23 protein-coding genes and 1 other RNA gene are annotated in these 24,973 nt (G+C 58.3%); 5 read left to right on the top strand and 19 right to left on the bottom strand.

What is annotated here, in order from left to right:
• Positions 1–25: 25 nt before the first annotated feature.
• The 16 genes from I2C21_RS17565 to I2C21_RS09165 all read right to left on the bottom strand — a co-directional run bounded on the left by I2C21_RS17565 (position 26) and on the right by I2C21_RS09165 (position 14,924).
• Complete coding sequence (locus I2C21_RS17565) at positions 26–325, bottom strand: hypothetical protein (protein WP_286167246.1); 300 nt, start codon at positions 323–325, stop codon at positions 26–28.
• On the bottom strand, positions 315–1,247 hold the full coding sequence (locus I2C21_RS09235) for a ParM/StbA family protein (protein WP_195279096.1): 933 nt from the start codon (positions 1,245–1,247) through the stop codon (positions 315–317). Before I2C21_RS09235 ends, I2C21_RS17565 begins: the two co-directional genes overlap by 11 nt.
• Positions 1,244–1,612, bottom strand: a complete 369-nt coding sequence (locus I2C21_RS09230; protein ID WP_195279095.1) for a hypothetical protein — start codon at positions 1,610–1,612, stop codon at positions 1,244–1,246. Before I2C21_RS09230 ends, I2C21_RS09235 begins: the two co-directional genes overlap by 4 nt.
• Before the next feature lies 1 nt (position 1,613).
• Positions 1,614–2,033, bottom strand: coding sequence for a synapsin-1 (Synapsin I) (locus tag I2C21_RS09225; RefSeq protein WP_195279094.1), 420 nt, complete (start codon positions 2,031–2,033; stop codon positions 1,614–1,616).
• Positions 2,030–2,527, bottom strand: coding sequence for a hypothetical protein (locus I2C21_RS09220; protein WP_195279093.1), 498 nt, complete (start codon positions 2,525–2,527; stop codon positions 2,030–2,032). The genes I2C21_RS09225 and I2C21_RS09220 overlap by 4 nt, the downstream gene beginning before the upstream one ends.
• Positions 2,524–3,438 carry a ParB N-terminal domain-containing protein gene (locus tag I2C21_RS09215; protein WP_195279092.1) on the bottom strand — a complete coding sequence of 305 codons (915 nt, stop codon included), beginning with the start codon at positions 3,436–3,438 and terminating at the stop codon, positions 2,524–2,526. Before I2C21_RS09215 ends, I2C21_RS09220 begins: the two co-directional genes overlap by 4 nt.
• Positions 3,438–3,809, bottom strand: coding sequence for a single-stranded DNA-binding protein (locus I2C21_RS09210; RefSeq protein ID WP_195279091.1), 372 nt, complete (start codon positions 3,807–3,809; stop codon positions 3,438–3,440). Before I2C21_RS09210 ends, I2C21_RS09215 begins: the two co-directional genes overlap by 1 nt.
• 81 nt (positions 3,810–3,890) lie before the next feature.
• Positions 3,891–9,068, bottom strand: coding sequence for a SpaA isopeptide-forming pilin-related protein (locus I2C21_RS09205; protein WP_195279090.1), 5,178 nt, complete (start codon positions 9,066–9,068; stop codon positions 3,891–3,893).
• A gap of 144 nt (positions 9,069–9,212) precedes the next feature.
• Positions 9,213–9,947, bottom strand: coding sequence for a class D sortase (locus tag I2C21_RS09200; RefSeq protein ID WP_195279089.1), 735 nt, complete (start codon positions 9,945–9,947; stop codon positions 9,213–9,215).
• A 35-nt stretch (positions 9,948–9,982) separates the two neighbouring features.
• Positions 9,983–10,891 (bottom strand): hypothetical protein, encoded by a 909-nt coding sequence (locus tag I2C21_RS09195; protein WP_195279088.1) that lies wholly within the window; start codon positions 10,889–10,891, stop codon positions 9,983–9,985.
• A gap of 74 nt (positions 10,892–10,965) precedes the next feature.
• Complete coding sequence (locus I2C21_RS09190; RefSeq protein ID WP_286167245.1) at positions 10,966–11,895, bottom strand: toprim domain-containing protein; 930 nt, start codon at positions 11,893–11,895, stop codon at positions 10,966–10,968.
• Positions 11,896–11,987: 92 nt separating this feature from the next.
• Positions 11,988–12,434 (bottom strand): translation initiation factor 2, encoded by a 447-nt coding sequence (locus I2C21_RS09185; protein WP_195279086.1) that lies wholly within the window; start codon positions 12,432–12,434, stop codon positions 11,988–11,990.
• 344 nt (positions 12,435–12,778) lie between these two features.
• Positions 12,779–13,126: a transfer-messenger RNA gene (gene ssrA, locus I2C21_RS09180) on the bottom strand.
• A gap of 164 nt (positions 13,127–13,290) precedes the next feature.
• The gene (locus tag I2C21_RS09175) at positions 13,291–13,815 is read right to left on the bottom strand and encodes a peptidylprolyl isomerase (RefSeq protein WP_193539072.1); all 525 of its coding nucleotides are present in this window, start codon (positions 13,813–13,815) and stop codon (positions 13,291–13,293) included.
• Between the two features lie 45 nt (positions 13,816–13,860).
• Complete coding sequence (gene smpB / locus I2C21_RS09170; protein ID WP_101692238.1) at positions 13,861–14,331, bottom strand: SsrA-binding protein SmpB; 471 nt, start codon at positions 14,329–14,331, stop codon at positions 13,861–13,863.
• A gap of 101 nt (positions 14,332–14,432) precedes the next feature.
• Positions 14,433–14,924, bottom strand: coding sequence for an adaptor protein MecA (locus I2C21_RS09165; protein WP_193539074.1), 492 nt, complete (start codon positions 14,922–14,924; stop codon positions 14,433–14,435).
• Between the two features lie 251 nt (positions 14,925–15,175).
• On the opposite strand from I2C21_RS09165, the gene I2C21_RS09160 reads away from it, so the two are divergent.
• Genes I2C21_RS09160 through I2C21_RS09140 form a run of 5 tightly spaced genes read left to right on the top strand, consistent with a single transcriptional unit; the run spans position 15,176 to position 20,502 of the window.
• The gene (locus I2C21_RS09160; RefSeq protein WP_101692236.1) at positions 15,176–15,712 is read left to right on the top strand and encodes an NUDIX domain-containing protein; all 537 of its coding nucleotides are present in this window, start codon (positions 15,176–15,178) and stop codon (positions 15,710–15,712) included.
• A 42-nt stretch (positions 15,713–15,754) separates the two neighbouring features.
• Positions 15,755–16,480 (top strand): response regulator, encoded by a 726-nt coding sequence (locus tag I2C21_RS09155; protein ID WP_193539076.1) that lies wholly within the window; start codon positions 15,755–15,757, stop codon positions 16,478–16,480.
• A 22-nt stretch (positions 16,481–16,502) separates the two neighbouring features.
• On the top strand, positions 16,503–18,314 hold the full coding sequence (locus tag I2C21_RS09150; RefSeq protein ID WP_101692234.1) for an ATP-binding protein: 1,812 nt from the start codon (positions 16,503–16,505) through the stop codon (positions 18,312–18,314).
• Positions 18,301–19,674: a hypothetical protein gene (locus I2C21_RS09145; RefSeq protein WP_195279085.1), complete on the top strand. Its 1,374-nt coding sequence runs from the start codon at positions 18,301–18,303 to the stop codon at positions 19,672–19,674. The genes I2C21_RS09150 and I2C21_RS09145 overlap by 14 nt, the downstream gene beginning before the upstream one ends.
• Positions 19,675–19,686: 12 nt before the next feature.
• Complete coding sequence (locus tag I2C21_RS09140; RefSeq protein WP_195279084.1) at positions 19,687–20,502, top strand: hypothetical protein; 816 nt, start codon at positions 19,687–19,689, stop codon at positions 20,500–20,502.
• A gap of 80 nt (positions 20,503–20,582) precedes the next feature.
• Here the strand turns inward: I2C21_RS09140 and I2C21_RS09135 are convergent, their stop codons facing one another.
• From I2C21_RS09135 to I2C21_RS09125, 3 genes are read right to left on the bottom strand one after another with little or no spacing between them, the layout of a single operon-like run.
• A complete protein-coding gene (locus I2C21_RS09135; RefSeq protein WP_195279083.1) occupies positions 20,583–23,000 on the bottom strand; it encodes an S-layer homology domain-containing protein in 2,418 nt (805 codons plus the stop codon).
• Positions 23,001–23,025: 25 nt separating this feature from the next.
• The gene (locus tag I2C21_RS09130; protein WP_193539085.1) at positions 23,026–24,270 is read right to left on the bottom strand and encodes an ABC transporter permease; all 1,245 of its coding nucleotides are present in this window, start codon (positions 24,268–24,270) and stop codon (positions 23,026–23,028) included.
• Positions 24,267–24,962: an ABC transporter ATP-binding protein gene (locus tag I2C21_RS09125; protein WP_195279082.1), complete on the bottom strand. Its 696-nt coding sequence runs from the start codon at positions 24,960–24,962 to the stop codon at positions 24,267–24,269. The genes I2C21_RS09130 and I2C21_RS09125 overlap by 4 nt, the downstream gene beginning before the upstream one ends.
• Between the last annotated feature and the right edge of the window lie 11 nt (positions 24,963–24,973).

Raw genomic sequence — 24,973 nt, 5'->3', positions numbered from 1 at the left:
CCGGCGAACATATCAAAATGGCGTATTAGGTGATCTCATCTTCTTCTTGCTGCAGGGCAAGAAGAAAGCCGAGGACATTCTCATCCATGTCCCCGGCCTGTGCCTGCTGGCTTTTTTCTGTTGTCAGATCCAAATTGCGCAACTCTTCCCGAATCAGCCCCCGGATGGCGGACAGCAGGGCGTCCTGTTCATGGGCCTTACAGACCATCCTGCACACGGTGTCTGTCCGCTGCCCCGCTGGGATGGAACTCAGGATGCGCCAGGCTTCCCGCTGCTGGGGCGATGCCAGAGAAAAAGAAAGGTTGAGCCGCCGCTTATCCGCCATGGCCGACCCCCCGCGACATCTGCCCCACAAGGCGCTCATATCCTTTGGCATTCAAGGATACGTCATCCAGGATAAGCGGGCGGCACAGGCCGTCTGTGGCCGAAAGGTGGCGTTTTAAGAGCGCTGCTCCGCCACCCAGAAAGATGGTGGGCATGGCTCGGATGTCCAGGCCGCTCTCTGTGACTGCCGAGAGCAGGTTTCGGGCGTACTTGCCTGCCTGGGCGTGGATAATCGCCCTGATTCGCTCATCCATCCCGCCGGAGCTACCCCGCAGGGCGCTCTCGATCTGAGTGGTAGTCATGGACAGCCCAAACAACCGGCGCACCTGTTCGCTGATTTCATCGATACAGCGGATCATGCCCAGTTCCAGACTCCGGCAGGAGGCAGCGTTGGGGATGCGGTTGTCCAGACGCATCAGATCCACCGTCCAGCCGCCTATGTCAGCCACGATGACGGACGGCTCGTCCAGCAGCTCCGTCTGGGTCAGGACGGCAGCATAGCCCTGGGGGAACAGGGACACCTCTTGGATGGTGATGGTATAGTCCTGCCCCTCATAGCGAAAAGGAATGGCACTCCCATCCCGGTACAGATACGAACGGAAGGACTTCTTGTCCCTGCCAAAGCTGGTCAGGGGCAGGCCCGCCGCCAGGTGGATGCTGGCGGTGTGTTCCGCACCCCGGTGCTCCAGCTCCTTGGCGATAGCTGCCAGGGTAAGCAGATAGTAGTCCTCTGTTTGAGTCTTATCTCTCTGGAGGGGCTGGCGACCGCTGCCCACTACATAGTATCTGCCGCCGTATTCCAGCACATCTTTCTGAGTGTACGGCTCATGTTCATATTCCACCAATCCGGTGGGGAACGAAAAGTGTACAGTTTTCATGGCTGCATAGCCATGATCCACGCCGATCACAATTACATCATTCATCTGGTATCGTGCTCCTTCCGATCATGTTGTTTCTGAGGATTTAGATGGTAGTTTTGCAGTATCGCTGTGTACAGCTTTTGCTCAAATGCCCGATATGCCGGTGTGGTGCGGTCGATAGGGAGAAGGACGGCCCGTTCGTAGCAGGTTCCAGGTACGATCTCCCACCGAACCGCATGGAACTGATCCGCCAGCAGATAGCGCATGAGCTGGTGACCGTTCATCATTTCAAACATCCCGCGGGAGTCCTCATAAGGGAACTGCTTATATAGATCAAAGCCTGTCAGCCTTTGGGCTGTGAAGTACAGCTTGAAGCCCCCTGGGTCCAGTTCTGGGGCGAGTTGCTCATAGAATGTCTTTGCGTCCATTTCAACCAGCCCTTCTCCACTTTTGGGCCAGCCGTTCCAGAACAGTCAGCCTGCCGGACACTTTCCGCGCCGAGAGATCCAGTCCTTTCATCTGGTTTTGGATACGGCGGTGGATCTGCTTGAGCTGCCGCCTGTCGCCGCAGCCCTCCAGCACTACATAGCTGCCTTTTCCGTTGGCCAGCACCTCGCGCCGCCCAGTATCATCCCGGAGACTGGCCATGAGACGCTGACCCAGGCGCTTGCGGTAGCTGCCCTGGAGGGCCTCCACATCCCCGCACACCCCATGCTTTTTCAGGATCGCGGCGATCTCGCTGGAGTGGATCTCCATTCCCTCGAACAACGCCTCCAGGATCTCCTGCTCCGCCTCTGGCGGCAGTCTGGGCGGAGCAGTCGGCTTGGCACCCTCATTTTCACGGTTCATCGTTCTGCCTCCTTTCGCTTCTTTTGAGGGGAACGCGGTGCTTTTGCAGGCTGCGGATCACCGTGCCAGGTTTCTGGGGCCATGGTGTTGATATGGCGAAGCATATCCCGCACGTTTGCACAGGTAAATTCCGGCTGTTCAAATCCATGGCGCTCCGTGTAGATGGTCCACTTATGGGTCTCATGGGGACTGTCCCGTATGACCACAAAATATCTCCCGTTGCGGTCACCATGCAGAGGTTCAAACCGCACGTCATCATAGAGCGGGCCGGACAGCGGGCAGTTGTTCTTGAACCAGACATAGTAGTTGTCCAGGATATAGGGGTCGGTGATCCCCATGACCACCTTGCTCAACTTCTGGAGCCGTCCGGCCAGCGCGTCATCCTGACAGAACCAGTCATACCACCCGGCCTCACACTGAACGGCACGATCTTTCGAGGAAAAATCCCCGGCACGAAATCGCTCCTGCCACTGGCGGACACTCATTTCCGTCATAGCGTCCCCCTCTCCGGCAGGAGGCGCTCCATGAGGTCGGCAATGGTCCGAAACACCTCCGCCAATTCACGGGATTCTTTCACCGTATCTTCCATCTCGTCCCTGGTCATGCGGGTGCATTTAGCCCAGATCCGGACATTTTCCTCTGTGGGGTCCAGCAGGACCGCCTTTTCATACGCCTTGCAGAAGGCTCCGGCGATCTTCCCCTCACGGTCGATCTCCGCGTCCCTTTCCTGGATTTCCTTTTTTGCTCTCAGGATGTCCAGCGCCTCCTGGGCGGCCTGCTCCCGCTGCTCCTCCGGCAGATCCTCCACCTGCTTGGTGATTTGGTAACCCTGATTGATGGACAGTTCCTTCTTGTCCAGCGCTTCCTTGACCGCTGCGGGGGCGTGCTCGTCGATCTGCATCACTTTGCCCATGGTCCGCTCACCCAGACCAACGGAGTCTGCCAGTTCTTTGCGGGTATCAACAGGAGGAAGGTTTGGCAATGTTGCCGAACCTTCCTCAGATGGGCGGTATGCCTGCCCTCCGGCAGACATATTGGCCTTGGCCCTGGCTTCGATCTCCGGCTTAAGCTTCAGGGCGATCTTGCCCAGTTCCCACTTGTCCAGGTTACGGCGGCCTTTCTGGGTGTCCAGCGCCCACTGCTTGGCCTCCAGCAGATCGTCAAAGGCGAACACCAGCATCTGATAGGGCAGGCCGTGCTTGTCGCATAAGGATTTTCGGTTATGTCCGTCAATAACGACCAGATCCTCATTGACGATGATGGAGGTATAGCACCCATTTTTCAGGAGATCTGTCTCCAGTGCGCCGAGCTGCTCCTCGCTCAAAGGCGGGAGCAGCTCGGCCATCTCAGGCAGCACAACAGGGGTGTGCTCTGTGCTGCTGTAAATGATCCCGGTGTTCTTCATCAGGCGGCCTCACACTCGCCCTGGTTCTGCTCGGCAGCGGTCGCATCCTCTGCCCGACGGGGGGAGAGGAGCTCCACCTCCGTAGCCTTGATCAGGAAGCCGGGCTGGCGGGTGGGATCGTCAGAAAAAGTGATGGTCTCGAAGTCGCCGGAGGCGGCCAGCTTGCAGCCCTTCCAGGCATAGGCAGCACAGAACTCGGCCAGGGGGCCGCGCACCTTGATGGAGATGAAGTCGGTGAGCCGGTTGCCCTCCTGATCCCGATAGCGGCGGTCCGAGGCGATGCGCAGTATGGCATAGGGCTTGCCCGTGGTTTCGTTCATCTTCAGCTCCACATCATTGGTCAGATTTCCAGTGGCAGTGATCTTCAACATCGTTCATTTCTCCTTTTTCTGTTAGAATAATTGGTTGTAAGAAAGAGGGGGACTCACAGCTTCTGTGAGTCCCCCAAGGGCTTAATACCCCGTCCGGGGCAGGGTGGGAATGGCAGGTTTGCCGTACACCGTGGTCACCCAGCGGCTGACAGCCTGCACCCACTGGCCGTTGTAGACGCCGCCCACGTCGGCCACATTGACAAACGAGGTGGAGGCCAGGTTGGCCACGGCGGTGCAGTGGAGGTACGGCTTTTCTACCTGGGCAAAGCCAGCAGGGGCCTGTCCAAAGACGAACATGACCTCTGTGACCCGTTCATTGCTGGCAAGGCCCAGTGCGGTGGCCGAGGCAGCCAGGGTGTAGTTCTTGCTGGTGGACAGGTTGTCTGCCAGGGTCCGATACTCGCCACCGTTCACACGGTAGGTGATCTTATAGGTGCCGGGGAAGTTATAGGTTCCGGTGACCACCGTATCCAACCGCACCTCTGCGGGAAGGGTATCGCGCCAATAAAAACTATCCAGCCGGACATTGGATGTGTTGGCAATCCCAGAGAATGTGTAGCGCACCGGCTGGCCCGCCATGATCTCCTTGGGGCCGGTTTTGGTAATGGACACGCCGGTGGTCAGGCTCTTGTTGGTCACCTCAAATTTGACGATCTGTCCCTCATGTTCCAGATAGGCGGTGAGTTCCGTTTCATTTACGCCGTAATTGGCCGGAGCCTTGACCTCCCGGATGGTATAGCGGGAGAGAGGCAAAGGTTTGGACACGGCCAGCCCTCGGCTGTCGGAGCGGATGGTGTCCACTAGATTACCCGCCTTATCATAAATCTCAAATACGGCCCCCTCCAGCAGCGTTCCGGCAGGCAGGCCGTTGGTGGGGTTGTAGTCGGCAGACTTCTTGACAATCTGGATCTGGCCTGTGATGGCCCGGTTTTCCCAGGTGATTTCCGTGGTCTCGCCAGGCTTTATATAGACGGTTTTCAGCTGTTCGTCTACGATGTAGCCCTCGTTCTCCAGCTCCCGCAGATACACCTTGCCAGACAGATCCAGGGTGTCAATGTAGGCGTATCCGTTCTGGTCGGTGGTGAACTGATCCACAGAATTCATATTGCCGTCGTAGAGGAGGAAGGTCACGCCGTAAATGCCCTTTCGGGTGTCTGCGTCGATCTTGTGCAGCAGGATGCCGGAGAATGCCTTGTTGGTCACCGTCTTGCGGGTGGTCTCTCCGTCCTTGACGGTAAAATAGATGGGTGTGGGGTCCAATTTGAAGGTATTCGGGCAATCGGTTTCCACGGCATAGTAGTTGTCAGCCTCCAAGGGCAAGAACACTTTTCCATCCTTCCCGGTGGTCACGGTGTCCACCAGAGCGTCGTCGCTGACGCGGCGGATTTCAAAGGTGACGCCGGAGATGGTTTCCGTTTTATCTGCCTCATTGACTTTGGTAAACTCCACACCGCCTACCGGCGAATTGTAGAACCAGAGTTCCTGTGTATCGTCCGGGTTGACCACCACCGTCTGGCTCTGGGTGTTGGGGTCGATGGTGTACCCAGGGATGCTTTCCACTTCAGTCGCTACCACTGTGCCGGTGATGCCGGAGAGGATGATCTGGCCCTCCGCATTGGTCCAGTACAGGCCATTGGAGGACAGCTTACCGCCCTCGTCTGGGAGATAGGTGCCATCCGCATAAGTGATCTTGAACTGCACCCCCTCCAGCGGGGTCTTGTCCTTGCTGGACAGCTTATGGATGATGAGGTTTCCCATAGGCTGGTTGCGGAACTCTACCGTGACGGTTTGCCCTTCCTTGATCTGGACAGTTTGGGGCGTATCGTCCAGCAGATAGCCTGGCTTGGCACGGGTTTCCTTGATGATCAGCGTGGTCCCGGGTTCTACTCCTTTCACCAGGAAAGTGCCGGTGCTGTCTGTCACGAACTTGCCGTTGGCATCACCCACCACGGAGCCGTCCGATTTTGTCACTAGGAACTCTACATCACTCAAGGGGCTGTTGTCTGCGCTGGACACCTTCTTCACCAAAATGGCCCCCTTGGGGGCGTTGGAAAAGTAGAGGGTTATGATGTCTTGATCCTCGCCGCTGATATAGAAGGACTGGGGCGCGGCGTCAATCACGTGGCCGCTGTCGCTCTCCAGCTCCTCGCAGATGTAGTAGCCCTTTTTGAGCCCGGTGACGGTGAAGGAGCCGTTGGCCGAAGTCGTGTACGTACCGATCACAGTGCCGCCGCTGCCGCTGACCTCGCCACCCAGGTATTTCAGCTGGAAGCGGCAGCCGGAGATCCCAGCTCCAGTCACGCTATCCTGCTTGTAAACCACCAATGCAGACAGGGGCGTGTTAGGAATGGTTACAGTCTTGTTTTCGCCGCCCTTGATGTAGACCTCTGTAACAGGGTCATCCGGGAGCTGGTAGCCGGGGGCTGGCTTGGTCTCTTTGATGGTCAGCCAGCCGTCCTCGATGCCCTCCAGGATGATCTGACCCGCCTCGTCTGTCTGGAAGGTCCCCAGGTCCCGCTGCTCCCCAGTTTCCGTCTTATTGCTGGACCATGTGATGTGAAACTCGGCGTACTGGATGGGGTCATGGGTGACGGAGCTTTCTTTCTGGATGGTGACGGTGGGCCGCTTGTGGTTTTCAAAATACACATCCCGGTCCCGATTGGGATAGAGGGTGACTAACTGGGGGTCTGCATCCGGAAGGTAGGGAGACGGGACGGACTTTTCAATCACCTCGTACACCTCGGGCATGAGGTTGGAGACAGTGGCAGAACCATCCGGCCCAGTGGTTACTTCGGCCACAGAATGTCCGTCCGCGCCCTTCACCAAGAACACGGTGCCGGGGACCGGCGCGCCGGTATCGGCGTCGTGCTTCCAGATGGTCAGGTTGGGCCGCTTGTCATTTTGCAGACAAATCGTGGCATCTTTACCGGGGAACAGCTGCACATGATACTCTGTGGGGTCCAGGATATGGTCCGATACTGTGGTAACCTCTTGCAGGGAATACACTCCAGGTTCCAGACCATCCCAGGTGATCTCTCCTGTGCTGGAGGTGATGCGATCCAAATATCGAGAGCCGTCCTCGATCTTGGACAGCCGGTAGGTGACGCCGCCCAGGGGTGTCCCATCCGCACTCTCTTTGTATAGATGCAGAGAGGGCAGCTTGGAATTGGTGAACACAAATTGGGCCTGGTCACCGCCGTCCAGGTGGATGATCCGCTGGGCATCGTCTACCACATAGCCGGGGCACTCCAGTTCCGTTACTACATAAGTGCCCACGGGGAGCTTGGAGAGGTCGATGGTCCCGTCCTCGGAAGTGGTGTACTCCTCCGGCCCGAAGCTGCCATCCACTGCCTCAAAACGGAATCGGGCGTTGGCGATAGGCTGGGAGAGGTCGGAACTGTCTACCTTGATAAGATGGATGCCGGGCAGGCGGTCATTGAAGAACACCAGGTCTTTGATGCCATCTCCGGCCTCCAACTCCACCTCCTGGGGAGTGGTATCCAGCACATGGCTGTCTCCGCCCGTATTCCGTTCCTCCACCCGGTAGGTGCCGGGCTGACAGTTGGTGAGGAGGATCTGGCCAAACTCGTCCGTCTGAAAGATGCCCAGGCTTTCGGCGTCCCGGAAAATCTCGAAGGAGACATTGGGCATGAGCTCCATGCTGCCTCGCTCATATTTGGTAATCCGCAGGCCGGGCAATTCTTGGTTGATAATTGTGACGGTGGATTCCTCCCCGGTCACGACCGCCACGGTCTGTACCGTGTCCGTGTCCGCGATCCAACCCTCAATGCCAGCCAGTTCCCGGACCTCCCAGCCGCCGGGGGCCAACTCATCGAAGACGATTACGCCATTATTGGTCTGGCCTGTCCGGGTCTCGCCAGTCTCGATGTGCTTAATCTGGATGGTGACGCCGGAGAGAGCGTCACCGGTGTCACTCCGCTTCTCCACCCGCAGGGAACCATAGGGGGCATTCCAGAACGTCAGAGTGGCGGTCTTGTCATACTCCACATCCGCGTGCTGGGTGCGCTCCTCCGGGAGTAAGTGATACCGGGGCGGAATCTCCTCGGTTACGGTATAGTGGCCCTCAAGGGTCAGGGGGATTACCACGGTTCCGTCCGGGCCGGTGGAGAAGGAGCCTACCTTGCGTCCCTCCGGGTCATAGATGGAGAATACAGCCCCTTCCAGAGGGAGCTCGGTCCCTTCCTCCAGCTTTACAATCTTTAGGGCCGTCTCGTCCGGGCCGGGTTCCCCGCCGTTCGCATAACTGCTGATGGCGGCCACATCCAGCCGCACATTATTGTCCAGGTCGCAGATGTAGTTTTGCAGTTCGCCGTACTTGTCCTTCTCCTGGCACACAGCGTACATGGCAGCATACTGGGCTACCGGTGCGGAAAGGGAGAGCTGCACATTACCGGACTGTCCCTCCACACTGCTGGCGGGATAGAGCACCTTGAATGTGCCCGCGTAGCCATCCGAGGTGGGCTGGGTGGTAACGGCGGTGATCTCGTTGTTGTTGGCATCCACGATCTTTGTGCCATCCGGAACACTGCCGGGATCAGAGAACGATACGGTCACATCATAGTCGTACACCCAGGTCTCGCTCCAGACAGTAAATACCTGTTGCAAGTATGCCTGGCCGTCGATGGTCACGGGGTAGGCCGTAGACTTGTCCGCTGTGACGGTCATCCGGGGAGAGAGCATATAGTTGTAGGTCGTACCCCGCTTATAAATGTCCTTGGCAGCGGCTAGGATGCGATTGCCAATGTCCAGTTCAGAGCCGGTCAGGCCGGGGGCTACCTTCAGATTGGCGATATTCCAGTTGGGAAGCAGGTAGCACCAAAGGGCAATTTTGGTGGCGTAATATGCCTGATATTTGTTGTCCAGGTTTAGCTCCCCCAGGCTGCGGTGAGGGTAGCCGTTGGAGATGATACCCACCACTTTGGGGTCGCTGGCCTTTTCCTCGGCCAGGTACTTGATGCTCTCACCAGGGCCTACGCTCTGCGGGACGCCGGGGGTGGTGGGGTTGACGCAGTAGGCTGGGGACTCCTTTGTTGTTCCATCATTGGATTCGTACAAAAAGTAGGTGTATGTCTGCTTTTTGACTGCTCCGTTGATAGAGAGATAGCCCAGTTCATAGTCTCCATTGTAGATGTTGACCTCGCCTAGGGCTTCTTCCACACTGTCTGCGGCAAAGACCGATGTGGGTAGGATGCCAAGCAGCAGGATACAGGCCAAAAACAGGGATAGCAGTTTTTTCATAGCGCCTCCTTCAAAATGGGCGGAAAGAGGTGTTGAACATACGTTGCTCACCACCTCTTTCTAAACATGATTTAGTTAAGATTCAGAATAAGCAAAGAAAAAAGCGCAGTGCGTTTCCTTGTGTTGAGAGAAAACGCTCTGCGCTTAAAGTTCTACGGCCCGGACGCACCAGCGGTATTCCTGCTGATCACGGACACAGGTAAATAGGGTAATGCGGTTGTCGGTGGTAGAGGCTGTGTCGCTGGTGTCTGTCTCCAGTACCTTTTCCACGCTGACTACCTGATAGGTCCGTGTGCCCAGCTTGGTGGTCCAGGTGATCGAGTCCCCTGGCTCCAAGGTATGCAGGTCTCCAAAATCATCCCGGACACCGCGGTTGTGACCCGCAATACAGCAGTTGCCGTCCCAGACACTAGTGCCAGGGAAATGACCGGCCCCTTTTGCCAGAGTGCTGCTGTCTGTCCCTTCGTAGACCTTGGTAGATAGACCAATGGCCGGGATCTTAAGCGTCCCCAGATGTCCGCCCGAGTAGTAGAGATCGCTGGTGACGGCAGTATAGCCAACGTCCTGGCCAGAACTGCCCCCATTTCCTGTGTCGATCACAGGATAGTTGACGCTCCCTGTCTGGGACACCAGCCCGCCGCCATCCAGAGCGCCGGGGATGAGATTGGGCGTCAGAGGGTCGCCGCTACCCGGGAGGTAACTGGTAGGTGTGCCAAATCCAGGCGGGATCAGGGCGGTGTTCTTACTCCGGTCTACATTGGGATCTTCCCATTCGTAGATGGTGTCATCGCTGGTGGGTCTGCCGAACAGGTAATCGTCCGGGGCCTCCATGGTATATTCCAGGGCGCTGGCCTGGCCCACACATAGGGCGCATAACATGGTGGCCAGCAGAAGTGCTCTCAGCTTCAGTTGAATCAGCTCCTTCCTTTGTACCGCTTGAACAGGAAAACCCCACCTGCAGTCAGTAGGAGAACCGCGCCGCCGATCAGGAGGGGCTGTTTGATGTCAATCTCTGCCGTGGCCCCATTTGAGTTTTCGCTGGAAGGGGTATTAGTGGGGGCCGGGTCTGTCTGCGCCTCGGGGACCTCCATGCTGCCGAAAATGGCGGTATAGGTCAACACAGAGCAGTTGGTTTTGGAAACTTGGCCGGTATAGTCTGCCGTAACAGTGTAGCCGGTAGCATAGGTGCTGCTGGTAGTGCCGGTATATTTGGCGGTGGCAGTATATCGGGTGACGGCCCCATCTGCCCCGGCTTCACTGGTCTCGGCCCACTGGACGTCTGCCAGAGTCAGGCTTTTTCCATTGTCCTCAATGCTCTTTGGAATCAAAGATAGATCCGCCTCCGAGAGATTGGGATAGGTGCGGGTGGCGGAGAGATCCTTTGTCCGGGTAGCATAACCGTCTGCCGCTACCTTGACAGTGGTATGATCCAGTGTCAGAGTGCCGGTATAACCGTCCTCTGTGGTTACCTCCATCTGCGGTTCCAGACTCTGGAGGATCTTCTCCATATTGTTGGTTTCACTGGCCAGAGTTTTGGTCTGGGTGATGGTCTGGATGTCCACCCCAACCTCGTCCTTCCGCGTCATATCCAGCAGATAATAGAGGCGGCCATCCCGCTCAAAATCCTCGGTGGGAATCTGGGATGGGTCATCTGCCAGGGACAGCTGGTACACTTTCTTGATCCTGGGGCTGTCGCCCTCCATATACTCCTCCACCGATGTGGGGTAGTAACTGGCACTCTGCTCCGGTTCAGCGGCCAGAGTAGGGACAGATGCCGCCAGGAGCAGGGTCAGGGCGCACATCGTAGTCAAAATGCGTTTCATACTGGATTCCTCCTACAACAATTTTTCTTTTGATTTGCCGGAAATGATATTGTTATTTCTTCTTTTGGAAATTGTCACCCCCTTTCCCGGAGCACATTTCGTTGCAGCAGATACTCATTCCAATCCTTTCCCTGTGGCGGAAGTTGTTGAGACACCTCATAGTCCTCTGCGGAGAACATTTCTCGGAGCTTTTGGGTTGCCTGCCGACCATGTTCATCGTTATCCAGGCACAGAATAATCCGGCGTATGTGTGGGTTGTCTCGCAGATAGGTCCGCAGTCCTCCTTCGTACAGCCCACACAGTGCCACCGCGTTGGAGGTTACTTTCCGGTGCAGGGTGCAGAAGCTCATCAGGTCGATTGGGGCCTCAAAGACAAGAACTGCATCATGCTTCTTGCTGCAGTAAAGTCGAAATGCGATGTCCTTATTGCTGCCTGGGACATCCCCCTTAAAGCTGCTGCCGTTCCAATCATAGGTTCCTCGTTGATTGGCAAATACCGGCGCTCCTGATTGGTCCCGGCCAACAAAGACACAGTTGTGATGTTGGGCGTCCTCGTACAGCAATCCAGCCTCCACAAAGCCCCGGATCACTTGGGGTGCGATCCCACGCTTGCGGAGATAGGCAAACACCCTGCGGTGATCCACGTTGGCAGGTGGGAGAGTAAAGGGGAACTTTTCCTCCTTTTCCTTGGTCTGCCGCGGAGTGCTCGCCGGGGGAGAGTCACGGGCGCGGCCATGCCAGGTCAGCAGGTACTCCACGGCCTCCGGGAAACTTTTGTTATAGAACCGCTGGAGGAATGTGATGGCATCTCCGCCGATGCCCTCTGAGTAGCGGAACCAGGTACGTCTGTCCTTGATCCGGATGCTATCCATCTCCTGCGTGGTGTAGTACCTGCCGATCTGCTTCACCTGGTAGCCCAGGGAGATCAACAGATCCGGAAGGTCCGTGTCTCGGACAGTGGCCATTTCAGCCTCTGTAAAGCGCGTCCTTTCTGCTGTTTGCATCATGTCACCTCCTTCTCGAAAAAACAAAAAAGGGGCCGGAGGACACATCCGCTTGAGATGTGTTCTCCGGCCCCTTACTTTGACTCCTTGTGTTATTGTTCGATGTCCGCTGTGTCTCTCTCCGCCTCCGCACTGGCCTCGCTGGCGTCTGGGGTGGTACCGGCGGCTCCACTGTCCTCCGGGGCTTCCTCGGTGCTCTCAGGGGCCTCCTGTGGGGCCAGGCTGGCTTCGGCTTCCGCCAGCGCCTGCTCGATCAGGCCCAGGACGAAGTCCCGCTGGGTGAGCTTTACGCCGGTCCGAGCCGTTTCTCTGGCCAGGTGGGTTTTGATGCGCTGGAAGAGTTCCTCGGGGATCTGGAATGCCATCGTTCTGCTGCCTGTCATGTTGATTCCTCCATTCTCATCTTTCATCTTGTAGTATTCAGTGAGCAGTGATGCGATGTACTGGCTGGTGGTCATCTCCAGGCGGTCTTTTTCTTCTGCTACCCGGTTGTGCAGGGCGATGTCGATTTGGGCGCATAGATTTTTCTTGTCTGCCATGGTCTGCGCTCCTTTCCTCGTTTTGCAACGCAAGTATATCCAAAACCATGGTAGAAAGCTATTACCAAGACCACCAAGGAACCAAGGACAAAGCAAGCAATACCACCAACTGAAACAGCTACGTAATAAAAAGCGAGAAGCCCCCGCTAGCAGTTCGATTTGAACTACCAGCGGGGGCTTCTCTCGCTGTTTTCTCTTTGCTCAGAGGTTCGAATCACCCCACATCACGAAAATGGCCTTTTGCATCTCCATCTCGGCTGGTGCTCGATTTTTCCCTCTGAAACGGCTGAAACCCTTGCCGCAGCAAGGGTTTCAGGGGTTGCATCTTTTTCAGCAACCTTAGTTGGTGGAGGCGGGGGGAGTCGAACCCCCGTCCGAAAACGCTTCAGCAGGAACTTCTCCGGGCGCAGACGGTTCTTTCCATTCCCGCACCCTGACGTGAGCCGTCACACTTCAGGGATTGGTAGCTTCATGATTCATGGTGCGCTCAAAGCTTTGCGCACACACGTGCACCACTAAACGACGCCCCATCCCGGCTCGTGGTCCTTCCGGGTGGGACGGCCGCTAATTAAGCAGCGGCGAGAACGACGTTATCGTTGTTCTTTAATTTATAAGTTGCCCATTTTAGAGATGTTAGGCGCATCTGCCCGCTATTCCGGCCTCTACGTCCCCGTCGAAACCAGTACGCCCCCATGTCGTCGCAAAGTCTGCTCCACTCGGGATACCCAGGCACAGACATCCCTTGCTTCGCTCCCTTGCGCCTCCTCTTCCCGCCGAACCCATGTTATTGGGTTTCGGCGGGATGGGAGGTTGCAGTTCCCTGGTGGGAACAACGATCACAGGAAAAACTTGAAACTCAGCACTTTTCCGGCGCGGGGTAGTCCACACCGAAGGTCTCCACGGTCACGCTCTTCATCCGCTGCTCCTCAAAGGGGCGGTCCATAGCGTCGGTCTTGACGCCCACGATGGCGTCGGCCACGTCCATACCCTCGATGACCTTGCCGAAAGCGGCATACTGGCCATCCAGGTGGGGCGCCTTCTCTACCATGATGAAGAACTGGCTGCCAGCGGAGTTGGGGTGCATGGCGCGGGCCATGGAGAGCACGCCGCGGTCATGCTTCAGAGTGTTCTGCTTGAAGCCGTTGCCGGAGAACTCACCCTTGATGGAGTAGCCGGGGCCGCCCATGCCGGTGCCTTGGGGGCAGCCGCCCTGGATCATGAATCCGGGGATAACACGGTGGAAGATCAGGCCATTATAAAAGCCGCTCTTCACCAGGCTGATGAAGTTGTTGACGGAGTTGGGAGCGATCTCGGGATAGAGCTCGGCAACCATCTTGCCGCCGTTTTCCATCTCAAAGGTCACGATGGGATTCTGAGCCATAGGAAACACGTCCTTTCGTATACATCACGCGTAAAAGCGGCCGGATCAGCCGTAATTGCGTCGGGTCTTCATGGTGCGGTCCATCTCCCGCTTGGCGTCCTTGGCGGCCGCGGCGTCCCGCTTGTCATAGAGCTTCTTGCCCTTGGCAAGACCGACCTCCAGCTTGACGCGGGAATCCTTGAAATAGAGGGAGAGGGGAATCAGAGAGTACCCGTCCTGCTTCACCTTCATGAACAGGCGGAGGATCTCCCGCTTGTGCATCAGCAGGGAGCGGGGCCGGAGGGGATCTTTGTTGAAGATGTTCCCCTTCTCGTAGGGGCTGATGTGCATGCCGATGACCTGCATCTGCCCGTCTTTGATGAGACAGAAGGAGTCCTTCAAATTCACATTGCCCTGACGGATGGATTTGACCTCGGTGCCGGAAAGGGCAATGCCGGCCTCATAGCGGTCCTCAATAAAGTAGTCATGAAAGGCCTTGCTGTTTTTCGCGATCAGTTTTGTGCCCTTGCGCTCCACGGTCTCACCTCCGCTCCGGATCTCTGGTGTCTATCGTACCAATATTATAGCATGTCTGTCAAGCAGTTCGACGAAAGGCGTGGGAATCTTCCCGTATTGGCTCAGGGATCATAGAGGAGCAGCTGCTCCAGGGCCTGCCGGTCAAAGACGGGGCGGCCGTATTCGGCCAGTTGTCCCTCCCGGAAGGGGGTGGAGGGCAGAGAGGTGCCGTACTCGCTGAGGATATGGATGGCGCAGCGCTCCGTGCCGGGCAGAGAGAGCCACCAGGCGTCCTTCCACCAGAAGAGCGCGGCCGACGGGGGGAGGGCGGGCAGGCTCCGGGCGGCGGCACACAGCGTTGGAAGGGAATCAAAGATGAACCAGATCTGACGAGGCGGACGGACATAGGCAAAGACCAGAAGCCCGTCGCCCCCGGGGTAGGCGTCCACTTCCAGGGTGCCCTCCAGACAGATGCCGGCCTCCCGGCACAGGGCACGGGTAAGGGTCAGGGCGGCCTCGTCGGAAAAGGTGTCGCCAGTAACTCCCCGTTCCTCCAGATCGGAGGGGGAGAGATAGAGGGCAATGCTGGATGTACCGATGGGGTGAATGGTCATGAAATGCCTCCTCTTTCCATAGTGTTCCCCTGGGTCCGGAAGAGGGAATAGGGGATGGATTGCTTCCATTATACCGGGGCGGCGGGGGCTTTTACAGCGGTAATGTTTCCCCCGGACGGCAGTGGGAAAAATTGGCCGCCGACAGGGGTCCGGACTGGCGGGCGGCCGCCATTTGTGGTACACTAATACAATACGGAACCAAGCCGGAAGAACGCAGACGGGCGAATGCCCGGAGACAAGGAGTGTTACGCGTGGAGTTGTTGGAAAAGACGCTGTCCTCTGAGATCAAATTCAAAGGTCGTATTGTTACCCTGCGCCTGGATGAGGCTGAGCTCCCCAACGGGCGGAAGGCCTCCCGGGAGGTGGTAGAGCATCCCGGCGGCGTGGTGATCCTGCCCCTCTATGAGGATGGCACCGTCACACTGGTGCGCCAGTTCCGCTATCCCTTCCAAAAGGTCATTGCTGAGCTGCCCGCCGGTAAGCTGGAGTACGGGGAGGATCACCGCCTGGCCGCTCTGCGCGAGCTGAGCGAAGAGGTGGGCGCGGTGCCCGATGAGCTGACCTATCTGGGCTGTATCTATACCTCTCCGGGCTTTTCCAGCGAAGTGCTGCACATGTATCTGGCCCGGGGGCTCCACCAGGGGGCGTGCCACCCCGATGAGGATGAGTTCCTGGAGCGGGAGCGGATTCCCTTCCAGACGCTGGTGGAGCGGGTCATGTCCGGCGAGATCGCGGACGGAAAGACGGTAGCCGCCGCGCTGAAGGTCAAGGTGCTGCTGGGCCTTTGATTCCTGGAGCATACAGAGCGCGAGACAAGAAGGAGGAGACCCATGAAAAAGCGGGTTCTGATTGTAGAGGATGAAAAGAATATCGTGGATATCCTCAGCTTCAATCTGGTGCGGGAGGGCTATGAGACGTTGGAGGCCTATGACGGAGAGGCTGGACTCCAGCTGGCGCTGGAGCAGAATCCGGACCTCATTCTGCTGGACCTGATGCTGCCCAAGCGCAGCGGGTTTGATGTCTGCAAAGCCTTCCGGGAAAAGAACCGGAGCACGCCGGTGCTCATGCTCACCGCACGGGAAGAGGAGACCGACAAGGTGCTGGGGCTGGAGCTGGGGGCCGACGACTATATCACCAAGCCCTTTTCCATGCGGGAGCTGTTGGCCCGGGTGAAGGCCAATATCCGCCGTACCGAGGTGCTGCTGCACGAGGCGGCCAAGGAGCCCCGCACAGATAGCGGGGCCAATCAAATCGTGCAGGGCCGCATCCGCATCGACACAGACGAGATGGTGGGCTATAAGGATAATGCTCCGCTGGATCTCACGCAGCGGGAGTATGAGCTGCTGAAGTTTCTGGCGTCTCAGCCGGGGAAGGTATTTTCCCGGGAGGCGCTGATGGAACATGTCTGGAACTACGAGGGATATGTGGGCGATGTGCGGGCGGTGGACGTGGCCGTCCGGCGCCTGCGCGAGAAGGTGGAGGACGACCCCGCTTCGCCCCAGTTCATCCTGACCCGGCGGGGATTGGGGTACCTGTTCCACGGGGAAGAGCAGTAAGGAAAGGAGAGGAGGCGCGCGCATGTTTCGCAGCCTGCATATGAAACTGGTGCTCATCATGACGCTGCTCATCGTGTCACTGATGACGGTGGTGGGCGCCTTCCTCATCAATTCCGTGGTGAGCTACTATATCCACGACTTCTACACCAGAATGGAAGAGGTGTTCGGACAGGACGCCGACCTGATGGCGGCCCTGCGCACTCCGGTAGAGGGAGAGGAAAACGGGGCCAAGCAGATCGCCATGATCCTGGAATCCTATAACGGCTCCCTCGGCGTAGATGGACGCAACCGGAACTATTATGTTCTGGACGGACAGACCGGGCGGTGTCTGGAGACCTCGGATACCCAGAGTGATCCCATTCTGGATTTCAGCTCTCTGAACCTGAGCCTCGCCCTCAACGGCAAGGACGGCGGGTATGAGAGCGACGTATCCTCCCGCTATATGGATGTGGCCTTTCCCATTGAACGGGGAGAGAGCGACTATATCATCTATATCTATGATAACCGTGCCAGCATCTCAGACCTGAATGGGGCCCTCATTGATCTGATCGTTAAATCGCTCTTTTTCGGACTGATGATCTCGGTGCTTCTCTCCTTCCTGATGTCCAAGACCATGGTCATTCCCATTGAACGCCTGACCGAGGGGGCCGAGCGGGTGGCCGAGGGGGACTTCTCCTACAAGCTGGAGGTGGCCTCCCGGGATGAGATCGGTATTCTGACCGGAACCTTCAACGCCATGGCGCAGCAGCTCCAGGAGACGCTGACCGAGGTGGAGAATGAGCGCAATAAGCTGGATACCCTCTTCCTCTATATGACCGATGGCGTGGTGGCCTTTTCCGCCTCGGGCGCGGTGATCCATGCCAATCCCGCTGCGGAGGAAATGCTGGGGCGGCCCATTCCTGTGAGCAATGAGGAACAGGGAGAAGAGCCGAGCTATAACTATGAGTTCCTCTTTGGGGATATTGCCCCCCTTCACGATGTGCTTGCGGTGGAGGCCAACGGCTGCCTCAACGGTACCCGGGAGGTCAACGGCCGCAGTCTGGAGCTCCTCCTGGCCCCCTTTTACCGGGAGCGCCAGGGCGGCGTGCTGGTGGTCATCCACGATGTCACCCAGCAGCGCAAGACCGAGGAGATGCGGCGGGAGTTTGTAGCCAATGTGTCCCATGAGCTGCGCACGCCCCTGACCAATATCCGCAGCTATGCGGAGACTCTGGTGGACAGCGCAGGGGAGATCCCGCCGGAGATGGAGAAAAATTTCCTGAGTGTGATTCTGGCCGAGAGCGACCGGATGACCCATATTGTACAGGATCTGCTGACCCTCTCCCGCTTTGATTCGGGACACAGTGAGCTGAAAATGGCTCCCTTCTCATTTGGGCAGGCGGTAGAGGATGTATACCAGGCCAACCGCATGGAGGCCCAGCGCCACGGCCATGATATGCGTCTGCTGCTGGAGGAAGAGCTTCCGCAGGTGATCGGCGACCGGGAGCGGATCGTTCAGGTCATGATGAATGTGATCTCCAACTCCATCAAATACACCCCGGACAATGGAAAGATCCTCATTCGGGCCGGACGGGATGGGAACTGGGTGTGGATGGAGGTGTCGGATAACGGCATCGGCATCCCCGTAGAGGACCGGCCCAGGATCTTTGAGCGCTTTTACCGGGTAGATAAGGCCCGCTCCCGGGAGTCGGGCGGCACAGGCTTGGGTCTGTCCATTGCAAAAGAGATCATTGACCGGCACGAGGGTGTGCTCCGTCTGGTAGACCGTCCGGGCCCCGGCCTGACCGTGCGTATGGAGCTGAAGATGGAGGGCCCCGGCTATGAAACTGCGTAATACGGTCCGCAAGCCCCGCCTCAGCAAACGGCGCAGGGCAGTGGAACTGGGGAAAGATGTGCTCATCCTGCTGCTGATCTGCTCTGCGGTGTCCCTGGTGGGGCGCAGCCAGATCTATACCGTAGCGGGAGATAAGGTGTGGTTTTCCTCTCTGAGCAGCTTCTTTGCAGGGCAGGAATCAGAGGTATCCCCCTCCCTCGATCCAGGCCGTCCGGCATCTCTCCCCCATCCTGTGCGCATCGCGGTGTGCGGACAGGGGGGAGAAAGTGTCAGCCGCTATGGGATCCAGTATGATACCGTGCAGGTGGAACAGGTCTTTGGGGCGCTCAGCGGATTTCTCAGTGAGGGCCTGGCCAGCGCACGGGACGCTCAGACGGTCTCTGCCCTGGACTGGCAGCAGGCGCTGAAGACACCGGGACTTTATTTTGATTTTCTGGGCAGCGTACCCATGGAATTGATGGTACGCTGGGCATCGGAGGGCGGAGACGTGGAAATCCTGCCCGGCTCTGCCCGGCGCTTGGTCCTGACCGCGGAAGAGGGCGCGGAAACGGCGACCCTCTACTATATGGATGATCAGCAGGGCCTGTATTATGCCTGTAATACGTCGGTGGTATGTGAGGGATATCTGAACAATACGCTGCTGGAGTATGGGGATAATGGCGCCCGGTTTGCCTTTGAGCGGGAGGAGGAATCTTACCGCACACTGGCCCCGGAAGTCCTGCTCCTGCCCGACGCACCGGCAGCACAGCGCTATCAGGTGACGCAGACCTTGGAGCTGAGCGACGAGACGGTCCGCGCAGAACTGGAGCGCACGTTAGGGTTCCGGGGCAGCGATTATTCCATCGGGGGCGCATGGGTCCTCCGGGACGGAGACGGGCTGCGGCTGAGTGAAAACGGAGATGTCTTTTACGAAGATGGGGAGGCCCTCTCCACAGCACGGTATCCAGTGGGGCAGGGCAGCGTCTCCCTGTCTGAGGCAGTAGAGGCAGGGCGCAATCTCTTCTACAAAGCATTGGAGGCCTGGTGCGGTACGACAGCCAATGAGGCACAGATCTATCTGAAAGAGACACTGGAGCAGCCGGAAGGCGGATGGGAGATCCGCTTTGGTTATACGCTGGGGGGAGCAGATGTAAGCCTCGAGGACGGAGAGGCCGCCTCGTTTACGGTGCGTGAGGACCGGATCACATCCTATGAGATGCACCTGCGCTGCTATACGGCGACCGGAGAAGAGACCCTGGTGCTGCCGGAGACACAGGCGATCGCGGCCCTATCGGCTCTGGATCTGGAGGCCGGCGCAGATTTGAGCCTGTGCTATCTGGATGACGGAAACAGCGCCCAGGCGTCCTGGATGGCCGGATGAGGAGGTGCGCCGTTGGAATGGTCTAAAATAAAAAATATTATTCTCCTCATTTTGCTTCTGCTCAATGGAATTTTACTGGTCATGGCACTGCAGCAGGAGTTGGAGCAGAGACAGGACGCCAGCGCATCCCTGACGCAGGTGCTGCAGGCACTGGAAAAAAATGGAATTACTGTCTCCCGCAGCATTCTGCCGGAAGAGAAAGAGCTTCCCACTCTGTTGGTGGAACAGGAGAATCTTCAGACCCCTCCCAAGCAGGCGCAGGCCCTCTTGGGGCACTGCAGCTGGGAGGATGAGGGGGGAAGTGTCCGCCTGGTCTATACCGGGGCAGCCGGACGGCTGGAGACCTTCAGTAATGGCCGCTTCTCCGCGGAGTTTAACCCGGGAGAGATGATGCTCGATGGACAGGAACCCCTGGTCCACGGGCTGGCAAAGCTCTCCTGTCTGGAATTCAGCGGAGAACTGACCGACCGCCGCAGCAGCGGAGAGGAGGAGATCCTCACCTTCCGGCAGAATCTGGACGGTGTGCCGGTCTTTAATGCCGTGGCGGAGCTCCACTATCAGAATGGCGGGCTGCACACCATGGAAGGCCAGCGGATTTTTGGGGAAGTGAGCGTTTTAAAAGAGTCTGATATGCTCAACGTCCCCACCATGCTGATGCGCTTTCTGGGACAGCGCAATGAGAGCGGGCGGATGTTCAGCCAGATCTACTCCATTACGGCGGGGTATCACCTCTCCAACAGCCGGCCATATACCCTGACACCGGTCTGGTATGTGGAGACCGACAGCGGCTCCTATATGCTGAACGGAAGCGACGGGAAAATGCTGTAAACAACACCGATAAAAATACCCGGCGGCGGATTCTATGAGCCGCCGCCGGGTATTTTTTCATAACTGGGAGAAGAACGGAATTACTCCACCACGACCAGGCGGATCTTGCCGCCCTGCTCGGGGGATTTGTCGTAGTAGACGGTCAGGTCATCGGAGTAGGCCCGGGCCAGCTCAAAGCGCTCGTACCCGGTATCGGCCTCAAACCAGTGGCCGGTGGTCTTGTTGTAGCACCAGACCTTCTGAGAGACAGGATAGAGGGAGTCGCCCACCTTCAGCATATGGCTGTCCGGATCGTAGGCCGCCCGGCGGATGCCGGAGGCGGACTGGAGGGAGATCGATGCGGCCAGCTTCTGCTGTCCACCCTGGGTCTCCAGCGAGGCGGCGATACCCACCGCATCGTCCGTGCGGAGATCAGCGGAACCGGTGATCAGTTCGGTGCCGCCCTGAGGCTGAGCGCCGTTTTTCACGGTGATGGACGCGTTGCTGAAATCCCAGGGGTTGTCGGGATTGTGACGGCCGGGCGTATATTTGGCAAAGCCGTAGTCATACTGGTCGCCGGTCACATCGTCAAAGACCAGGATGTTGTACTTTCCGGCGTAATCCTTGCCGGCGTAGAGGATCTTGGAGGAGGGGACGCTGGTCCGGGTGAGCTGCTCAAAGGTGATCTCATGAGGCTCACTGTTGCCCACCCGCTCAAACATGCGGACGTTCTCTGAAAGAGGTGTGTCGCCCAGGGTACGGGAGGCCACATTCAGGGTACCGCTGACGCTGCCGCCGCCCAGACGGGTGAGGGAGAGTTTCCCTTGCTTTCCGGAGGAGATCGTGACCAGCTGGCCCACCATCTTGTCGGCAGAGGCCTCGTTGAGACCGGGATCGCCGGTGAAGACCACCTTTTCACCCTTGGCGTTGAAGAGGTCCAGGAGGGGCTTGACCTCCGCACTGCTGGCGGAGCATTTCTCCACGACGCCCACCGTGGTGGAGCGGGCCAGGGAGGGATCCAGGGCACCGGCCACCCGGCCGTCAGAGGTAAAGAGGAGCGTCACCTGATCGCCGGGACGGAAGGCAGCCAGATCGGCCACAGCCCCGGGAAGAACGGTAAACTCCTGTCCCAGCATGGTCAGCTTGGAGGGTGCGGTGGGGTTGGGATAGGCGTTTTCATACAGGCCGGTGAGACGCAGGTCGGTGACCCGGATGATATTGGCGCCGCTGTCATAGGTGGCCACGTCGTACTGGCGCAGGTCAGCGACCGTGGCAGGGACGCCGTTCTTATAGAGCTGATAGTCAGTGCGTCCGCCCGCCAGGGAGGAGAAGGGATTGGTGGTGCCGTTCGGCTTGGTCCGTGCCACCATGACGCTGTCACTGGACTGGGAGGCAGAGGAGAGGTAGACATAGTCCAGCTTGCCCGAGGGGCCATAGCAGAGGGTCATGGGGGTGCCGTTGTAGAGATAGGACCATACCTTTTCAAAGGTCGTGGCTTCGCCGTTTTTCCAGACCGGAGTTTCCGGGAGGATGGTGATCTTTTCTCCGCCGGCCGTGATATAGTTGGCGTCCACCGTGCCGGAGACCGTGACGCGCCGGACAGAGTCGTCCTCATTGGGACGCAGAGTGAGGAAATTGCCGTTTTTGTCCTGGGCCATCTCACCCCGGACGCCCAGCAGCGAGGAAGAGAGCTCGGTGCGCTGGGTCTTGGGAGAGCGGGTGTCCAGGCCATTGGCCACGGTAACGGTGGTGGAGCCGCTGCTCTGGTTTTTATCCAGCGAGAGGAGAACGGTGTCCTCCGTGAGGGTGCCGCCCAGCTTTTGGACCAGATAGCACTCCTCCGAGCCCTTCACATCGGTAAAGAGGAGGTTGCGGAAGAGCTCCGCCGCCTCGCCGCGGGTCAGCGTGGAATTGCCCTTCAGGCCCAGGCCCTGGGTGAGCCCGTTTTCTCCGGCCACCGAGAGATATCCGTCATACCAGGTGGAACCGGTGGCGATATCCGAGGTGGTGTAGCCCAGCACGCGGGTGAGAATGGCCACGGCCTCTCCATAAGTAATGGCGCGGTCAGGCTCAAAGGTGCCGTTGCCCACGCCAAGAATCAGGCGGTCAGCGGCAGGGGCGCTCTCGCCCTTGTCCGAGGAGGTGCTGGAGGTATCCGCCAGCTCGCCGCTGGTGGTCAGGGAGGAGGCGAGATTCACATAGCCCCGGGCCCAGTGCTTGGGACCGACGTCCAGGAAAATGGTACGGTTGCGCTGGGCGGGCTCCAGATCGCCCTTGCCCATCACATCCACCGCCATTTTGCAGAATTCCGCCCGGCTGAGGGTGGCCGAGGGGCGGAAGGAACCGCCGCCGGTGCCGTCCACTACGCCGAGCAGGCGGAGGATCTCCGCCGCTTCGGCAGTGTCAGCATCGCTGATGTCGTGGAACGCGGAGCCGTCGGCCGCGCCCACGGGCAGGACCAGCAGTCCTGCAAGAGTTGCCGCGGCAAGGGCCCCGGCCAGAATACGTTTACAGTTCATGCACTTCTCTCCTTTGCACTTGGAATCAATCCGCACGCAGTGCTTCCACCGGCTGGAGGCCGCTGGCCTTGATGGCGGGATACATACCAAAGAGGACGCCCAGCACCACAGAAAACAGGAAGGCGCCCAGAGCAATGGGGGTACTGGGCAGCAGCAGCGTCCCGTCCAGCAGGAAGCGGCCTGCGATCAGTGTGCCGATATAGCCCAGACCAATGCCCAGCAGGCCGCCGATTCCGCAGATGACAGCGGCCTCGATCAGAAACTGGGTAATGATGCTCCGCCGTTCGGCGCCGATGGCCTTGCGGATGCCGATCTCCCGGGTGCGTTCGGTCACGGTGACCAACATGATGTTCATAATACCGATACCGCCCACCAACAGGGAGATGGCGGCAATTCCGCCCAGAACCATGGCCTGCATGTTGCTCTGCTGCTGGATGGAATCGGCCGAGGCATTGTCGCTGCGGATGTTGTAGTCTCCCCGCGTAGGCATGCCGGTGGCATCCTTGGGGAACATGGAGCTGAGGAAGGCATCCAGGCGGGTCATGGCCTCCACCGTGGCCGAGGCGCTTCTGGCCTTGACCACGAAGGAGTTGATGGCGCTGTTTTGGTTGAGGGTACGGTTGAAGGTATAGGGCAGAAGGAGCATATTGTCCAGCTCCGGCCAGTTTTCCAGGTCCTTGCGCTCATACCAGCCCACCACCAGGAAGGGCTGACCGTTGATAGTGATGGTCTTGCCCACCGGGTCCACAAAGTTGAAGAGGGTCTCCTTGAGGCGGCCGCCCAGGACACAGACGTTGTTGGTGTTCTGAATGTCCAGATAGGACAGCTCCCGGCCGCTGGCCAGCGTATAGTTGTTGCAGGCACCGTATTGGTCCGAGCCGAGGACCACCTGGATCATATCCTCCCAGTTTTCATAGTTCTGGGTGGACAGGGTCTTGGCACCGTATTTGATGATCATCTCATTGTAAAGATTGATGGTGGGCGTCACGCCGACCACCAGGTCCTGCATGCCCAGGCAGTAGTCATACAGGTCCTGAAAGACGGTGTTTCCGTTGTCGCCGCCGTAGAAATAGTAGGCGTCCACATTGATCTTGTTGTTGCCCATCTTCTCAAAGTATTCCAGGTTTTTCTGGTTTTGTCCCTGAACGACGGAGACCATGATGACCACCGAGGCGACACCGATGATGATGCCCAGCATGGTGAGGAAGGAACGGGTCTTTTTGCAGGCGATGGACTTGAAGGCCATCTTGAAAGCTTGCAGCAGGTTCATGTCCAATCCACCTCCTGAGGGGAGTCGGAGATAATGACGCCGTCGGAAAGGCGCACCACCCGGCGGGCAGTGGCGGCGATGTGGTCATCGTGGGTGATGAGCAGGATGGTGGTCCCCTCCCGGTAGAGGTCCCGGAGGATCTCCAGCACATGTTTGCCGGTCTTGGAGTCCAGAGCGCCGGTGGGCTCGTCGGCCATGATGATGGGGGGGCGAGTAGCAATGGCGCGGGCAATGGCCACACGCTGCTGCTGTCCGCCGGACATCTCACTGGGGCGGTGATGGGCACGTTCGGCCATGCCCACCTTCTCCAGGGCCTCCATGGCCAGGTCCTCCCGGTCCCAGGCAGGCACGCCCCGGTAGATCAGGGGAAGGGTCACATTTTCCAGGGCATCCAGCTCCTGAATGAGGTTGTAGCCCTGAAAAATGAAGCCGATCTCCCGGTTGCGGATGCGGGCCAGCTGACGGTCGCTCAGAGAGGTGATATCGGTGCCGTCCAGATAGTAGTCCCCGTATGTGGGGATGTCCAGACAGCCCAGTACATTCATCAGCGTGGATTTGCCGGAACCGGACTGTCCGACGATGGCGACGAACTCTCCCCGGTCGATGGACAGGGAGACACCGTCCAGAGCCCGCACCTCGCTCTCTTTGCCCTCGTTGTAGATCTTATAGAGGTTCTTGATGTCAATGAGCATAAAGACACCCC

The organism is Clostridium sp. J1101437_171009_A5 (genome assembly GCF_015547905.1).
In the GTDB taxonomy this organism is placed as follows: domain Bacteria; phylum Bacillota; class Clostridia; order Oscillospirales; family Oscillospiraceae; genus Pseudoflavonifractor_A; species Pseudoflavonifractor_A gallinarum.
Note: the sequence above shows the minus strand (reverse complement) of the source record. Positions and strands in the feature narration are given on the sequence as shown.

Bases quoted from the DNA above. Each gene is read 5' to 3' on its own strand.
- I2C21_RS09220 (WP_195279093.1), bottom strand. From the start codon at position 2,527: ATGACGGAAATGAGTGTCCGCCAGTGGCAGGAGCGATTTCGTGCCGGG.
- I2C21_RS09210 (WP_195279091.1), bottom strand. From the start codon at position 3,809: ATGTTGAAGATCACTGCCACTGGAAATCTGACCAATGATGTGGAGCTG.
- I2C21_RS09225 (WP_195279094.1), bottom strand. From the start codon at position 2,033: ATGAACCGTGAAAATGAGGGTGCCAAGCCGACTGCTCCGCCCAGACTG.
- I2C21_RS09215 (WP_195279092.1), bottom strand. From the start codon at position 3,438: ATGAAGAACACCGGGATCATTTACAGCAGCACAGAGCACACCCCTGTT.
- I2C21_RS09165 (WP_193539074.1), bottom strand. From the start codon at position 14,924: ATGACCATTCACCCCATCGGTACATCCAGCATTGCCCTCTATCTCTCC.
- I2C21_RS09190 (WP_286167245.1), bottom strand. From the start codon at position 11,895: ATGCAAACAGCAGAAAGGACGCGCTTTACAGAGGCTGAAATGGCCACT.
- I2C21_RS09155 (WP_193539076.1), top strand. From the start codon at position 15,755: ATGAAAAAGCGGGTTCTGATTGTAGAGGATGAAAAGAATATCGTGGAT.
- I2C21_RS17565 (WP_286167246.1), bottom strand. From the start codon at position 325: ATGGCGGATAAGCGGCGGCTCAACCTTTCTTTTTCTCTGGCATCGCCC.
- I2C21_RS09230 (WP_195279095.1), bottom strand. From the start codon at position 1,612: ATGGACGCAAAGACATTCTATGAGCAACTCGCCCCAGAACTGGACCCA.
- I2C21_RS09150 (WP_101692234.1), top strand. From the start codon at position 16,503: ATGTTTCGCAGCCTGCATATGAAACTGGTGCTCATCATGACGCTGCTC.
- I2C21_RS09175 (WP_193539072.1), bottom strand. From the start codon at position 13,815: ATGGCTCAGAATCCCATCGTGACCTTTGAGATGGAAAACGGCGGCAAG.
- I2C21_RS09145 (WP_195279085.1), top strand. From the start codon at position 18,301: ATGAAACTGCGTAATACGGTCCGCAAGCCCCGCCTCAGCAAACGGCGC.
- I2C21_RS09125 (WP_195279082.1), bottom strand. From the start codon at position 24,962: ATGCTCATTGACATCAAGAACCTCTATAAGATCTACAACGAGGGCAAA.
- I2C21_RS09205 (WP_195279090.1), bottom strand. From the start codon at position 9,068: ATGAAAAAACTGCTATCCCTGTTTTTGGCCTGTATCCTGCTGCTTGGC.
- I2C21_RS09130 (WP_193539085.1), bottom strand. From the start codon at position 24,270: ATGAACCTGCTGCAAGCTTTCAAGATGGCCTTCAAGTCCATCGCCTGC.
- I2C21_RS09185 (WP_195279086.1), bottom strand. From the start codon at position 12,434: ATGGCAGACAAGAAAAATCTATGCGCCCAAATCGACATCGCCCTGCAC.
- I2C21_RS09235 (WP_195279096.1), bottom strand. From the start codon at position 1,247: ATGAATGATGTAATTGTGATCGGCGTGGATCATGGCTATGCAGCCATG.
- I2C21_RS09195 (WP_195279088.1), bottom strand. From the start codon at position 10,891: ATGAAACGCATTTTGACTACGATGTGCGCCCTGACCCTGCTCCTGGCG.
- I2C21_RS09200 (WP_195279089.1), bottom strand. From the start codon at position 9,947: ATGTTATGCGCCCTATGTGTGGGCCAGGCCAGCGCCCTGGAATATACC.
- I2C21_RS09135 (WP_195279083.1), bottom strand. From the start codon at position 23,000: ATGAACTGTAAACGTATTCTGGCCGGGGCCCTTGCCGCGGCAACTCTT.